Below are 14,925 nucleotides of genomic sequence, written 5' to 3' on the forward strand. Positions count from 1 at the left end.
TTAGGAGTTAGTGTGAGCGCACATTTGTCAGAAGAAGAACAGGTAGAAGCCCTCAAGCGTTGGTGGCAACGCAATGGCCGCACCACTATTGTTGCCGTCGTGGTGGGTGTTGCCGCCTGGTGGGGATTGCAGCAGTGGAACCAGCAGCAACAGGGGCAGCGGGAAAGTAATTCCCTGCTTTACAGCCAGGTGCAGGAGTTGGCTCAGGCCAGTAGCCTCAACGACAAACAACGCAGTGACTTGCTGAGCAAAAGCCATGCTCTCAAGTCTCAAGCTGAAGGCAGCCAGTACGGCTGGTACGCTGCATTGATGTTGGCCAAGTTGGCCTTTGACGAAGCGGATTACGACCGAGCAGCCAATGAACTGCAATACGTGCTGGACGGTTCCGACGACACCGGTTTGAAAACCATTGCTCAGTTGCGACTGGCTCGGGTGGAGGTGACACGTGGTAATCTGGACAGTGCTCTGGAGTTGCTGCAACTTGCGGAAAACAGTGATATGGCAGCGGCCTATGCCGAGCTGCGTGGTGATATTTATATGCAAAAAGGGGATACCGAGGCGGCCCGTGTGGCCTATCAAGAAGCCTTGAATGGTAAGGCTCCTAATTCCGGCGATAGCCAGTTGCTGACGCTCAAACTCAATCGGGTGACACCTGCCGATGCGCAATCCGATGACACAGAAGTCACCCCGTCAGCTGATAACTCTTAATTTAACCTCCAAGATTAGCGGAACTACCCATGGTATCCACCACCGTACTGAAACGTTTGGCCGCTGCCGCATTATTGATCGCATTGGCAGCCTGTAGCTCTAACGATGAAAAAGAGAAACCGGCCAAGCTGACCAAATTTGATGCTGAAGTGACCATCAAGCGCCAGTGGAGCCAGGGGGTGGGCGGCACCCACAATAAATACCTGAATGGTATGCGCCCAGTGTTGCGCGACGGTGTTATTTACGCCGCCAGTGGCAAGGGCCGGGTGTCTGCTTTTAATGCGGACAGCGGCAAGCGCCTATGGCGCGCCAAAGTGAACCGCGGTTTGTCCGGCGGTGTTGGCTTTGGTGGTTCCCAGGTGTATGTGGGCGATGTAGAAGGTCGTTTTTTTGCCCTTAATGCCAGTGATGGTATCCAACAGTGGCAGGTAAATCTGAGCAGTGAGGTGTTGTCTGCCGCCAGTGGTGATGAGCAGCGAGTAGTGGTGCAAACCAAAGACGGCAACGTGGTCATGCTGTCTGCTGACACCGGTGAGCAGCAGTGGGAATACCAGACACAAACCCCGCCGCTGACCAATTACGGCACCAGTTCGCCGCTGCTGATTCGCGATGTGGCGATTATTGGCACGGCAGATGGCAAGGTTTTGGCTTTGGACGCAGACAGCGGTTCTCTGCTGTGGGAAAACCGTATTTCCAACCCAAGGGGGCGCTCTGAGCTGGAAAAACTGAGCGATGTGGATGGCGAGATTGCCGTCGATGGTCAGGTTTTGTACGCCACCTCTTACCAGGGCAAAGCGGTGGCGTTGAGCCGCAGCCGAGGCACAGAATTGGGCAGCCAAAACAGCTCCAGTCTCCATGGCCCGGCGGTGTCGGGTAGCCGCGCTTTTGTGGTTGAAGAAGGGGATTATGTGCGCGGGCTGCGCTCCCCAGGTTTGCAGCCGCTGTGGGAAAATGACCAGCTAACTCTGCGCAGCCTGAGTGCTCCGGCGGTGGTGGCCGGTTATGTGGCAGTTGGTGATGCCAAAGGTTATTTGCATCTGCTCGACCCCAGCGATGGCCGTTTTGTGGGCCGTAAAAAAGTGGATGGCAGTGGCATTCGCGTGCCGATGATTGGCAGTGGTGATCGCCTTTATATTCAAGATCACGGCGGCACCTTAACCTGTTATCAAGTGGCCCCCAAGTAAACGCAAAAGTCGCACACTTTTTACAAGTGCATACAATACTCTTCTGTTAGAATGGCCGCCGCTTTTTTTCCGAAAAATAAGCAGGCGGCCATTTTTTGTTGCCGATAATTACTCTCTGAGGCCACCGTGAAACTCCCCGTAATTGCCCTGGTGGGGCGCCCCAATGTGGGTAAATCCACGCTTTTTAACCGATTGACCAAAACCCGAGATGCATTGGTGGCGGACTACTCGGGGCTTACCCGTGACCGCAAATACGGTGAGGGTCAATTGGGCGGCAAGCGCTTTATGCTGATTGATACCGGCGGTATCAGCGGCGATGAAGAGGGCATCGACTCAGTAATGGCCGGGCAATCCCTGCAGGCTATGGACGAAGCAGACGTGGTGTTGTTTGTGGTGGACAGCCGCGCCGGGCTGACATCTGCGGATCGCCTGATTGCCGAGCACTTGCGCAACAAGGGGCGCAAAGCGTTGCTGGTGGCCAACAAAATCGACGGTGTGAACCCGGATGTGGCCATGGCGGAGTTTTACGAACTGGGGTTTGAAACCGTATTCCCCACCACCGCCACTCACGGCCGTGGCGTCAAAACCATGATGGAGCAGGTGTTACAGCCCTTTGCTCAAGAAGAGGAAGCGGACGCGGAAGAGGAAGCGTCGCGGGGTATCAAAATTGCTGTAGTGGGGCGCCCTAATGTGGGTAAGTCCACCTTGGTTAATCGACTACTCGGTGAGGATCGAGTGGTGGTGTTTGATATGCCGGGTACCACTCGAGACAGCATTTATATCGATTACGAACGCCACGACAAACCCTATACACTGATCGATACCGCCGGTATTCGCCGCCGCAAAAACGTCAAGCTGGCGGTGGAAAAATTTTCCATCGTCAAAACCTTGCAGGCCATTGAAGACGCCAATGTGGCGGTATTGCTGATCGATGCCAGTGAGGGTCTGGTGGATCAAGATTTGCATATGATGGGCCATGTGCTCAACGCCGGTCGCGCGCTGGTGGTGGCGGTCAACAAGTGGGATGGCCTGGACGCGGATCAGAAAGAATCGATCAAGAAAGAGCTGAAACGCCGCCTGCGATTTGCGGATTTTGCCGACACCCATTTTATTTCCGCACTGCACGGCAGCGGTGTGGGCAATCTGTATGAATCTATTGAAAATGCGTACGCGTCGGCCACCGATAAGCTGTCTACCTCCTGGTTAACCCGAATTCTTGAAGACGCGGTGGCACAGCACCAGCCGCCCATGGTTCAGGGGCGACGCATCAAATTGCGCTACGCCCACAGCGGTGGCCAAAACCCCCCTTTGATTGTGATTCATGGTAATCAGACCGATCACGTACCCAACAATTACGTGCGCTATTTGGAAAAAACATTCCGCCAGGCGCTGGATTTACAGGGTACACCAGTACGTATTGAATTTAGGGGTGGTGACAATCCATACGGCGATAAGAAGGCGCTGTCTGATCGGCAGGCCGCTAAAAAACGTCGCCTGGAAAAATCCAAACAGGCTCGCAATAAGAAATAGCGCTCTAAGGCGAAAAACTATGAATATTCAACAGGCGTTGAGTTTGTTGGTGATGGTATTGGGAATGGTCCCCTTTGCTGGCGCGGTAAACCCAGCAGCGGCTGACAGCGCAGATGAGCAAAAGCTGTATCAGTGGTATGGCGAGCGCAGTTTGGGTTTTAACCGTTCAACCGGTAACAGTCGGGTAGATAACTTGCTGGGGGCACTGCGGTTGCGCCGGGATGGCCGGCAGTGGGAGTCAGACTTCAAACTTGATCTGGTGGTGAGCTCTCGCGATGGCCTCAAAAATCGCCAAACTGCCACCGTAGAGGGTCAAGCCGGGTACCGCTTTAGCTCCAGCCGCTACGCGTTTGCCAATATTCGTTATATGGACGACCGGTTTGGCCCGTTTGCCTCTCAGGCGAGTGTATCTGCTGGGCTGGGTTGGCGCCCGTTTCGAGGTGAACGTCGTCAACTATCTCTGGAGGGCGCCGTTGGTGTACGCCGCAGCCAGCAGCAAGTCACCCAATTGACGCAATCGGAAGCGATCATGGGTGGCAAGCTGGACTGGCAATACCAACTGACGGGCACCACTCAGCTGTTGAAAAACCTCAAGGTTGAAGCGGGAGAGGAAAATACCCTGGTGGAATCGGAAACCGCGTTGCGTTTGAAAATTACCACCGACCTGGGCCTGAAAGTCAGTTATCGACTGCGTAACAACAGTCAGGCTCAGCAAGGTATCAACGGTACAGACACACTGACGGCTCTGTCTCTGGACTTTGCGTTTTGAATGAAACCTGCACGAAAAGGAAATTACCCTTATGAAAACAATCGTTACCCCTATTTTGCTGGCCAGTTGCTTGCTGGCTTTACCTCAAGCGGTATTGGCTGAAGAAGATGCCGAAGGTTGGTCTGGTGCTGCAGAGCTTGGCTTTAACCGCTCTACCGGTAACTCAGATACCGACAACTTGCTTGCCCGAGTAGTGGTCAATAAGAGCTTTTTGAAGTGGCACAATGAATTCAAGATTGAGGCCATTCGCAGCTCTGAAGACAGTGTTCGCACCAAAGAGAGTGTTTTGTTTGAGGTACAGACCAACCGTGAGTTTGGCGACAGCTATTACGGTTTTGGCAATTTGCGTCACAACGACGACAAGTTTGGTGGCTTCCGTAAGCAGACTACCCTCAGTGGTGGTGTGGGCTGGAACGTGATCAAGGAAGAAGGGCACACCCTGAACCTGGAAGCCGGTGCCGGTTACCGCCGCAGTGAAGAGCAGGGTACTGGTATCGAAACCACGGAGCCCACCTTTGTTGGCAGCGCCAAGTGGGGCTACCAAGCGACGGCAACCACCGAATTGAGCAACAACTTCCGGGTGGAAACCGCTTCTGACAATACCTTTGTGGAAAACGAAATTGCCGCACGGGTGGCGATTAACTCAACCCTGGGTTTGAAAGTAAGCTACCTGGTGCGCAACAACAGTGATGTGCCGGTGGGAACAGAAAAGAAAGACACGCTGACCGCGATCTCGCTGGACTATAAGTTTTAAAGCCTGGCTCTTTCAGGGCGTAGAGCCGTCACTGACGCTGTCCACAGTGCAGTGCAGCTCTCCGTCCTGTAGTCGAGTAACCACTGTTTCACCAGTACTCACTTCTGCAACACTTTTTACGACCCCCTCTTTGCTGTTAAACGTAATGCTGTAGCCGCGCCTTAGAGTGTTAAGCGGGCTCACGGCATTGAGTAGCTGTGCAGTGTTGGTCAGCCGCTGCTGGCAGCTGTTTACTGTATGGGTAGCTGCAGCCTGCAGCCGCTGCTGCAGATATTGGTTACGCTGCTTTAGCGCGTCGATGGTTTTTTGAGGGTGCAGCTGGGTCAGAGCATTACTTAACCGTTGCAGTGTTGATCGGTGCTTGTGCTGCTGGTTGCCAATGGCCGTCTGTAGGCGCATTTCCAAATGATCGATGTGCTGGCTTTGCTGACGCAGCTTGTCTCCGGGGTGGCGCAAGCGCTTCTGCAAGTGTTGCAGCTGTCTTTGCTGAGTACCGATAAGGCTGCTGGCTGCGTTGTACAGGCGTTGTTTGTGATTGCCAACGCGGGCTGATAATTCTTGTTGGTTGGGGCTTAATAATTCGGCTGCCGCCGATGGCGTCGCTGCCCGGTGATCCGCCACCAGATCTGCGATGGTGGTATCCACTTCGTGGCCCACTGCACTGACAATGGGAATGTCGCTGGCGTAGATCGCTCGTGCTACCGCTTCTTCGTTAAACGCCCACAAGTCTTCCATAGAGCCTCCGCCACGGCCCACAATCAATACGTCGCAGTGATTGTGCCTATTGGCCAGTTCAATGGCTTTAGCAATGCCTGCAATGGCCTCCTGACCTTGAACCGCAGTGGGGTAAACAGTGATGGGAATGGATGGGAAGCGCCGCTCGAGAACCTGCAAAACATCGTGAATGGCCGCTCCGGTCGGAGAGGTAACCACGCCAATACGGCTGGGGATACTGGGTAGCGCTTGCTTGTGGCTGTCGTCAAACAGCTTTTCTGCGGCCAATCGATGCTTCAGTTGCTCGAAGCGGCGTTGCAGTGCCCCCAAGCCAGCTTCTTCCATGTGTTCAACAATCAGCTGAAATTCGCCGCGGCCTTCGTACAAGCTAACCCGGCAACGCAGCAGTACCTGAAGTCCGTTATCGGGGCGGTTGCCAGAGGGGAGCCGGACCCGATTGTTGCGGTTGCGAAACATGGCGCAACGCACCTGGGCGTTGTCGTCTTTTAAGCTGAAGTACCAATGCCCGGAGGCCGGGCAGGCAAAATTCGATATCTCCCCCTCCACCCATATCAGCGGCAGGTGAGTTTCCAGTAGCTGGCGAACCTTGCGGTTGAGTTGGGATATGGAATAAACAGTTTTTGCAATGTCTTCGGTCATGGAGGGATTGTATAAGAGCTACGAGCTACGAGCTACGCGCAGACTGCACGAAGCCCGTAGCTCGCTGCCCGTAGCGGGTATTCAGTGCGTAAAAAGGCGATTGCAAATCGGAAGTTGATTTAACCAAAACGCCCTATCTCTCAGGAACAAAAAAACCTATAATGCGCGGTTTTTCCATTGACCCTTAAAACAAGCCCACTTCCAACTGTCTGGAGAAGCGCCTTGCACACCCTCACTGAAGCCCTTACCTTCGATGATGTTTTACTGGTTCCCGGTTATTCCGAGGTAACGGCCAAAGACGTCAGCCTGAAAACCCGCCTCACTCGCGATATTGAACTCAATATCCCGCTGGTGTCCGCCGCCATGGATACGGTGACGGAATCGCGCCTGGCCATCGCCATCGCCCAGGAGGGCGGTATTGGCATTGTTCACAAAAGCATGTCCATTGAGGATCAGGCCGCCCAGGTGCGTGCGGTCAAAAAGTACGAAAGCGGTGTGGTTAAAGACCCGTTTACGATCGATTCCACGGCCACCATTCAGGAATTGGTGGCACTCACCGGCAAGAAAAACATCTCTGGTGTTCCGGTGTTGGACAACGGTGAGCTGGTGGGTATTGTCACCCGCCGGGATGTGCGCTTTGAGCCCAATATGGACGCCACGGTCGGTGACATTATGACCCCCAAAGACAAGTTGGTAACCGTTAAGGAAGGTGCCCCTGCGGATGAAGTTCGCGCACTGCTGCACAAACACCGTATAGAAAGAGTGCTGGTTGTTAACGACGACTTTGAGCTCTGTGGCCTGATTACCGTGAAGGATATCGACAAGGCGGAAAAATTTCCCAATGCCTGCAAAGACGACCAGGGTCGCCTGCGGGTGGGGGCGTCTGTGGGTACCAGCCCGGACACCGACGACCGTGTTTCTGCCCTGGTGGCCGCCGGTGTTGATGTGCTGGTGGTGGATACCGCTCACGGTCACTCAAAAAATGTGATTGACCGGGTTGCCCGTATCAAAAGCCTCTACCCACACATTCAGGTGATTGGCGGCAATATCGCTACCGGTGAAGCCGCCCTGGCGTTGGCGGAAGCTGGCGCCGATGGCGTAAAAGTGGGCATTGGCCCTGGCTCCATCTGTACCACGCGCATTGTTTCCGGCGTCGGCGTGCCGCAAATTTCGGCCATTAACGAAGTTGCTACCGCCCTGCAGGATTGGGATATTCCCCTGATTGCCGACGGTGGTATTCGCTTTTCCGGTGATATTGCCAAAGCCATCGTGGCCGGCGCCCACGCCATTATGATGGGCTCGGTGTTTGCTGGCACCGAAGAGGCCCCTGGCGAAATCGAGCTGTATCAGGGGCGCTCCTACAAGTCCTACCGCGGTATGGGCTCGCTGGGTGCCATGGCCCGTACCCAGGGTTCCAGCGATCGCTACTTCCAGGACGCCAGTGCCGGTACCGAAAAACTGGTGCCAGAGGGCATTGAAGGTCGCGTACCGTACAAAGGCCCGGTGGCGAATATTATTCACCAGATGATGGGCGGTGTGCGCTCTGCCATGGGGTACACCGGCAGTGAAAACCTGGATGTAATGCGCACCAAACCGCGCTTTGTGCGCGTCACCGCTGCCGGCATGGGCGAGAGCCATGTGCACGATGTGCAAATTACCAAAGAGGCGCCCAATTACCCGGTGGGGGGGCGTTGATTTTCACTTGAACAAGTGACGGGGCCTGTTGGCCCCGTTGTGTTTTTAGTTACTGGCCAGAGGCCAGTTATCCACCCAGACCTTAATATATTTTGACGCTGTTGAAACAAACGAGTTTGTTTTCAGAGCGATTTACCAAGGCACAACAATGACCAATATCCACGACCAAAAAATTCTTATCTTAGACTTTGGTTCCCAATATACCCAGCTAATCGCCCGTCGCATTCGTGAAGTGGGTGTGTTCTCTGAAATTCGCGCTTGGGATATTACCGAGGAAGAAATCCGCGAATTTAACCCCAGGGGCATTATTTTGTCCGGTAGCCCAGAGTCCGTGCATGCCGACAATTCACCACGGGCCCCCGAGTGTGTCTTCTCTCTGGGTTTGCCGGTATTGGGCATCTGCTATGGCATGCAAACTATGGCAGAGCAGTTTGGCGGCAAAGTTCACAGTTCCGACATACATGAATTCGGTTACGCCCAAGTAAAAATTGAAAGCGATACTCGCCTGTTTCATGACATAAAAGATCACGTTTGTAGCGACACGGGTGCTTCATTGTTGGATGTGTGGATGAGCCACGGCGATAAAGTGGTAGAAATGCCAGAGGGGTTTACCTTGGTGGGCTCGACCGACACTTGCCCCATTGCTGCCATTGCCAATGAAGAAAAACAATTTTATGGCATCCAATTCCATCCTGAAGTAACGCACACCTTGCAGGGTGTGCGCATGTTCGAGCATTTTGCTCTGGGTATTTGTGGTTGTGAAGCCTTGTGGACACCGGCCAATATTATTGAAGATGCTATCGCCACGATTCGTGAGCAGGTAGGCACTGACAAAGTTTTGCTGGGTCTTTCTGGTGGCGTCGACTCCTCGGTGGTTGCGGCGATGCTCCACAAAGCCATTGGCGATCAGCTGACCTGCGTGTTTGTGGACAACGGTCTGTTGCGCAAAAACGAAGGCGATCAGGTGATGGATATGTTCGCCAAAAATATGGGTGTACGGGTGATTCGCGCCGATGCGGAAGATTTGTTCCTGGGCAAACTGGCCGCCGAAGCGGACCCGGAGAAAAAACGCAAAATTATCGGTAATACCTTTATCGATGTTTTCGACGCCGAAGCCACCAAGCTGCAAGACGTGAATTGGCTGGCGCAGGGCACCATCTACCCGGATGTGATTGAGTCTGCCGCTTCCAAAACCGGCAAAGCTCATGTGATTAAGTCACATCACAATGTCGGTGGGCTACCAGAGGATATGCAGTTCAAACTGGTAGAACCATTGCGGGAACTGTTTAAGGACGAAGTACGCAAAATCGGTCTGGAGCTGGGTTTGCCCTACGATATGGTCTATCGCCATCCATTCCCAGGCCCCGGTTTGGGGGTGCGTATTCTCGGTGAAGTGAAAAAAGAATACGCCGACCTGCTTCGCGAAGCGGATGCCATTTTTATTGAAGAGCTTTACAAAAACGATCTGTACCACAAAACCAGCCAGGCGTTCGCCGTGTTTCTACCGGTGAAATCGGTCGGTGTTGTGGGCGACGCTCGCCGCTATGAATACGTAGTCGCACTGCGTGCTGTAGAAACTATCGATTTTATGACTGCCCGTTGGGCGCACTTGCCCTATGAATTTATCGAGAAAGTATCCAACCGTATTATCAACGAAATTTCCGGTATTTCGCGGGTAACTTACGATGTGTCGAGCAAGCCACCGGCGACTATTGAGTGGGAATAAAAGCCCTGCCCGGTAACAATAAACGCAACATACAAGACCCAGCAAAATTGCTGGGTCTTGTCATTTTTAAGACGGCGATATTGTTTTTGTTTAGGTTGAAGCGCCTTAACTCGCTTGTCGTCCATCATCTTTCTTCAACAATCCCATCAGGCCCACCAGTGCTGCAAAGGTCACTGCGCCCACCGGGAAAACGATCCATGTAATGCCCCAGTTCATCGTCCACAAACTCCACCCCAGATAAATAGCAATTAAAAGTGGCCAGTAGAATGAGGCTAGTTTTTCAGCGTTTTTGGTATGTTCGCTTTTCCCGGCGTCACGATCCCCTTCGCTCAATAGCAAGTCGTAGGCTTCCAGTTGTGCCGAGGCCGGTATAACTAGAAAAAGGCCTGCGGTGATCATCAGGAACATAACAATCAGCATCAGCAAGGTCTTATCCGGGCTACCTGACAAGATGGCGACCAGCATAAAGGGAACAATACTGCCAATAAACAGTGCGATACCAAAAGATAACTTCCTGTTGTAAGTCGGCTGGAAGTGTTGCCGCTTTTCTGTCAATACACTATGAACGCCGTAAGACAGCTCAAACCGGTTATTCTCAATTGAGGCTATATCGAACTCATGCTGATTGAGGCGCACAAAAAAGCTGATGGCGATGGACACCATGATCAGAAGCGCCACAATACCAAGCGCTGCGACCATACCTGACGATAGGTTGAATTGCCCTGCAGCCTCCATGGCGAATAGAAAGATCAGCGGAGTCGGGGAGCATACGCAAAGAGCGACGCCTTTGACAGTTAACCCAGCCATCGCCAATTTGGTGCTTACATACTCCAGGCTCTGCTCAAGGCCGATTTGGCGAGTATTCGTGTCTTTATCGCCTTCGGTAAATTCGGCGGCTTCCAGCTCGTCTTTTAAAAGGAAGTCGGTAGAAACTCCGAAAATATCTGCCATTTTGATGATTTTGTTTAAGTCGGGAATGCTCTGAGTACTTTCCCATTTCGATACCGATTGCCGGGATACACCCATTTTTTCAGCCAATTCTTCCTGTGACCAGCTGAGCTGTTTGCGTAGCTTGGTAATCTTGTCTGCTAATATCATTGCGGTTTCTCCGTATGTGGTGATGGCAACAAGATTAGGAACCCAGCCAGTTGCACACTAGCAATTTGGCTTGGAATTTTGTCAACTGCTGGTTGCAACTGGCTTATTTTTAACAGATTCAGGCTTGAAAATAAAAAAAGGGGGCGCATCGTTAGATGCGCCCCCTTTAAGTGTTGCCAACCTTAGAAGCTGGCAGATGCTCTCAAGTACCAGAAGGCACCGTTAAAGCCAAAGGGTGACGTCAGTGATGAGCGCACTCCCAAGAACTGCAGAACGCCATTTTGTTCTGGATCTGGAAGTTCATCAAATATGTTGTCGCCTCCTACGGTAATGGTGTATTCCGTGTCGCTACCAAAGGTCCAGGTGGCTTCAACATCGACCAGGGTTTCGCCTGAATAGCCTACGCCATCGCTGCCGTCACCGGGGCCAAACAGGCCGCCTGTGCTGTCCCACTTTCCGAAGCGATTAATGCGCAGCAAACCGTTAAACGACTCGCCGTCGGCATAGTTCAGCGTTATCACGGTATTGTTGTTAGGTACCTGGTTTTCCAGGTCAAACACTCGTGAGCCGTCGATGGTGTTGGCATCCACTTGTACAATATCCTGCTGGTTCCAGCTGTGACGGAAGTCGACAACCACTTCGCCAGCGCTGAGTGGATAGGTGCTGGTTACCGCCAAGTCGGCCCCGGTGGTTTCAGAGTCGAATGCGTTGGAGAAGAAGTTGGCATTACTGCCTAACAGCAGGTTGGCGTTAGCAACTCCTGCGTTGGTCAAGGCGGTAACGTCTGCTGCGCTCACGGTGTTGTTCTGGAGTCCAAGGCGATCGTCGATGTCGATTTCGTAGTAATCCAGAGTAACAGTGGTGTTGCCGCCAGCGTCATACACCAAGCCAATGGTGTAGCTTTCCGATTCTTCCGTGGTCAGTGGTACTGCCCCCAATACCTGGGCAACTGTGCTGCCTACCGGGAAGGTGCCGTTGGGAATCAGGTTGCCATTGGCGTCTGCCGCGGTGGTGACGTTCAGGGTATTTACCTGCCCAGGGGTTGGCGCACGGAAACCGGTGTTGGCGGTAGCGCGAATCGCCAGTGCCTCGGTAACTTTTACTCGTGTGGATACTTTCCAGTCGGTGGAGGAACCAAATTCATCAAAGTCTTCGTAGCGAACCGCCAGGCCTGCCGACCAGATGTCGGTGATGTCTGCCTCGAAATCCACGTAAGCGGCGAAGCTGTCGCTGCTAAAGCTGCCAGCGGACTCGTCTGGGAAGCCTTGGAACCCATCGGAGCCAACGCCAAAAATAGCGGCAGTTGGGCCAGCTTGGCGGGATGCCAGGTCTCCCAGGCCAATTTCATAGGTTTCATTGCGAATTTCCGCGCCGTAGCCAATGCTGAGAGGTGACGCCCAACCGATTTCGGCTTCTTGAACAAAGTCCGCATTCAGGCTGTACTCTTCCTGAGTCAGGGTTCCTGGGTTGAAAGTAGTCGGTGACAGGGCACCCAAGCTGGGGTTAATGGTGTCAGAAATTACGTAACTGACTTCGTTCTCGGCAAAGCGGCCGCGAATGTCCCAGCTTAACCCGCCGTCTGTTTCGCCTCGACCGCCGAATACAATGGCGTAATCATCCAAGTCCGCGCCAAAGCTGGGGTTGTAGCCTCCTGGGAACTGAGAAAAGATGGGGTTACGAAGCACAAAACCAGTACTGCTGGTGGCTCCGGGTACGTCGCCTACTGGCACCAGGAAGTCGGCAACGTTGAAGCCTGCGGCAGTAATGCTGTCCAGTAGTGTTTGAGGAGCTTCATCGGGAAGGAAGTCGCCATCGCTATCAATTTGCAGGGTTGTACGTGCGTTAAACTGCTCAGAAGGATCCAGAACAGGTCCCCGGTAGAAAAACCCGGAAACGGTTTCATTTTTCATGAAGCTGAGGTTGCCGTATAGCTCGGTTTTCTCACTGAGATCGACCCCGGCATTCAAGAACAGCTTAAAAGCTTCCACGTCGGGGTCTCCCCAACGTTGGCCCAAACCGTTAAATGGGGTGTTTTCGGCGCCCACCACGCCGGCAACCTGAGCTGCATCTGGGCGAGCTTCGCCTCGTGATGTGGTATTGGATGTGGAGTATTCGAGGGTGGCATTAAGGAAACCGTCGTCTCCCAAAGCAAAGCCCCCGTTAACGCTGGTAGACAGTCGGCCACCATCTCCTTGGGTGTAGCGTCCGTACTGGCTAGAAACCGTAAAGCCTTCATCGGCGTCCTTGAGAATCACGTTGACAACACCGGCGATGGCGTCTGAACCGTATTGAGCGGATGCGCCATCGCGCAGAATTTCTACCCGTTTAATGGCAGCGGAGGGCAGTGCAGAAAAGTCAACGGCCTGAGCACCTTGGTTGATGGTGCCAACTGGGGCCAGCTGCAAATTGACCAGTGCAGAGCGGTGGCGGCGGGTGCCGTTAACCAGTACCAGAGTTTGATCTGGAGATAAATTGCGCAGCGTTACCGGGCGAATAAAGGAAGTGCCATCTGCAATAGGAAATCGTTGCGTATTCAACGAAGGAGTGACTTTGGTCAGGGATTCGGTAATATCGAAGGATGCCTGGTTGCTAATGGTGCCACCACCAACAACATCTACCGGTGACAAAGTTTCAGTGGGTAGTGTGCCGGCACGCCTGGTACCTGTCGTTACGATCTCTTCTTCCACTTCCTTGCCTTCTTCAGCGAAAACAGGGACTGCAGACAGGCTACTGACAACAGCGATAACTGCTGCAGATACCGGACGCAAACGCAATGCTGTATGAATCTTCATGTAGATACCCTCTTTATAATCACAACGGTGAGCTGCAATAATTGTTATGGACTGAGCGATACTATGACTCAGGAGCAAAAACTTTACCTAAATATGCCTCGCTTGGCGATACCCTGTTGAGAAAAAGTAAAAAAGTGGTTTTTTAAAGGTATTTTCAGTAAGAGAACTTATGAATTAATATCTTTTCGTCTTATCGGCAAAAAATTGTCATTGGAGTTGTATTTGAGCGCTCTGGATTATCAAAAAACTTTGAGTAAAGACCCTTATCTTTTTTTAGCGGATACTGATTTAAGAATATTGTCGGTGTTCGATGATCTGTATTTCGATCGTGCCGATGCCGACATACTGTCACCCGCCATGCGCATATACGCCATTAATCGTTTAAAAAAAATCGGTTTTCGGCAAAAGACAGGAACCGTTTTGGTTCACGATAAGTCGGAGGAAAAGTGCCTTATTCCTAAATTTCATGCTTTGGGCGCGTCGCCATTTGATATTACCCGTTACACACCGAGAGCCGAGCGGGATTTTTATCTGCTCACACCCACGCAAACCGCTTGTCAATTTGTCGACCATTACAGTTTGGAAGACGCAGTAAGACACATAGAAAAACTGGTTGCGAAGCAGCCCATTAACCTTTATCGCATGGCAGATTATCTGGAGCGAAAACCGAAACACCAGGAGTTCCGGCGTGCACTGGGGTATTTAAAAGCCGCTCAAGAAAAAGCAGTGTCTGCCGAACCTCTTTGTCGGCGCCGGGCCTTGGGCTAAAATTGATATGTTGAAAAACAATTTATTTTTCCATGAATAATACCCAGCTTAATGACCTTCATCGGTTTTACATGAATCGAGCGCTGTCACTTGCAACACTTGCTGAACAGCAGGGCGAAGTGCCAGTGGGTGCGGTGTTAGTCCGCGATGAGAAAATTATTGGCGAAGGTTGGAATAAGCCCATTTCTTCCTGCGATCCAACTGCCCATGCAGAAATTGTGGCGATGCGCGATGCATCTCAACGCCTGGAAAATTACCGATTATCCGGAGCTACCATGTACGTAACCATTGAACCGTGCACTATGTGCATCGGTGCCATGATTCACGCTCGTGTGGCTCGTATCGTTTTCGGCGCCAAGGAGCCCCGAGCTGGTGCTGTGTGTAGCCATCTGCAGTTGCTGGAAAATGATCACTACAACCATAAAATCGAATGGCAGGGTGGGGTGATGGAGGTAGAGTGTTCAGAGATTATTTCGCGTTTTTTTAAAAATAAAAGAAAAAAATAGCTGTCAGCGAACTGTAGGTGG

At 52.5% G+C, this 14,925-nt stretch carries 12 protein-coding genes; 9 read left to right on the forward strand and 3 right to left on the reverse strand.

Translation table 11 applies throughout. The annotated features are described in order from the left end of the window. The first annotated feature begins 12 nt into the window (after positions 1-12). From KFE80_00190 to KFE80_00210, 5 genes are all read left to right on the forward strand, one after another. A complete protein-coding gene (locus KFE80_00190) occupies positions 13-708 on the forward strand; it encodes a tetratricopeptide repeat protein (GenBank protein ID UTW45390.1) in 696 nt (231 codons plus the stop codon). Between the two features lie 29 nt (positions 709-737). Further along, positions 738-1,892: an outer membrane protein assembly factor BamB gene (bamB, locus tag KFE80_00195; GenBank protein ID UTW45391.1), complete on the forward strand. Its 1,155-nt coding sequence runs from the start codon at positions 738-740 to the stop codon at positions 1,890-1,892. Positions 1,893-2,018: 126 nt separating this feature from the next. After that, complete coding sequence (der, locus tag KFE80_00200) at positions 2,019-3,422, forward strand: ribosome biogenesis GTPase Der (protein ID UTW45392.1); 1,404 nt, start codon at positions 2,019-2,021, stop codon at positions 3,420-3,422. A gap of 19 nt (positions 3,423-3,441) precedes the next feature. After that, a complete protein-coding gene (locus tag KFE80_00205) occupies positions 3,442-4,191 on the forward strand; it encodes a DUF481 domain-containing protein (GenBank protein UTW45393.1) in 750 nt (249 codons plus the stop codon). A 31-nt stretch (positions 4,192-4,222) separates the two neighbouring features. Then, positions 4,223-4,945 carry a DUF481 domain-containing protein gene (locus tag KFE80_00210; protein ID UTW45394.1) on the forward strand — a complete coding sequence of 241 codons (723 nt, stop codon included), beginning with the start codon at positions 4,223-4,225 and terminating at the stop codon, positions 4,943-4,945. 12 nt (positions 4,946-4,957) lie between these two features. Here KFE80_00210 and xseA read toward each other — a convergent pair whose 3' ends face one another. Further along, positions 4,958-6,319, reverse strand: a complete 1,362-nt coding sequence (xseA, locus tag KFE80_00215; protein ID UTW45395.1) for an exodeoxyribonuclease VII large subunit — start codon at positions 6,317-6,319, stop codon at positions 4,958-4,960. Between the two features lie 222 nt (positions 6,320-6,541). Between xseA and guaB the strand changes: the two genes are divergently transcribed. Together guaB and guaA are read left to right on the forward strand one after the other, a co-directional pair. Further along, positions 6,542-8,014 carry an IMP dehydrogenase gene (guaB, locus tag KFE80_00220; GenBank protein ID UTW45396.1) on the forward strand — a complete coding sequence of 491 codons (1,473 nt, stop codon included), beginning with the start codon at positions 6,542-6,544 and terminating at the stop codon, positions 8,012-8,014. A 148-nt stretch (positions 8,015-8,162) separates the two neighbouring features. Continuing rightward, on the forward strand, positions 8,163-9,740 hold the full coding sequence (guaA, locus tag KFE80_00225) for a glutamine-hydrolyzing GMP synthase (GenBank protein ID UTW45397.1): 1,578 nt from the start codon (positions 8,163-8,165) through the stop codon (positions 9,738-9,740). A 105-nt stretch (positions 9,741-9,845) separates the two neighbouring features. Here the strand turns inward: guaA and KFE80_00230 are convergent, their stop codons facing one another. Beyond that, positions 9,846-10,838 (reverse strand): helix-turn-helix transcriptional regulator, encoded by a 993-nt coding sequence (locus KFE80_00230; protein UTW45398.1) that lies wholly within the window; start codon positions 10,836-10,838, stop codon positions 9,846-9,848. Positions 10,839-11,020: 182 nt separating this feature from the next. After that, positions 11,021-13,630, reverse strand: coding sequence for a TonB-dependent receptor (locus tag KFE80_00235; GenBank protein ID UTW45399.1), 2,610 nt, complete (start codon positions 13,628-13,630; stop codon positions 11,021-11,023). A gap of 222 nt (positions 13,631-13,852) precedes the next feature. Here KFE80_00235 and KFE80_00240 point away from each other — a divergent pair, with 222 nt between their 5' ends. Next, complete coding sequence (locus KFE80_00240; GenBank protein ID UTW45400.1) at positions 13,853-14,398, forward strand: hypothetical protein; 546 nt, start codon at positions 13,853-13,855, stop codon at positions 14,396-14,398. Between the two features lie 32 nt (positions 14,399-14,430). Then, a complete protein-coding gene (gene tadA / locus KFE80_00245; GenBank protein UTW45401.1) occupies positions 14,431-14,904 on the forward strand; it encodes a tRNA adenosine(34) deaminase TadA in 474 nt (157 codons plus the stop codon). The last annotated feature ends 21 nt before the right edge of the window (positions 14,905-14,925 follow it).

This window comes from bacterium SCSIO 12696, assembly GCA_024397955.1.
GTDB lineage: Bacteria > Pseudomonadota > Gammaproteobacteria > Pseudomonadales > Porticoccaceae > SCSIO-12696.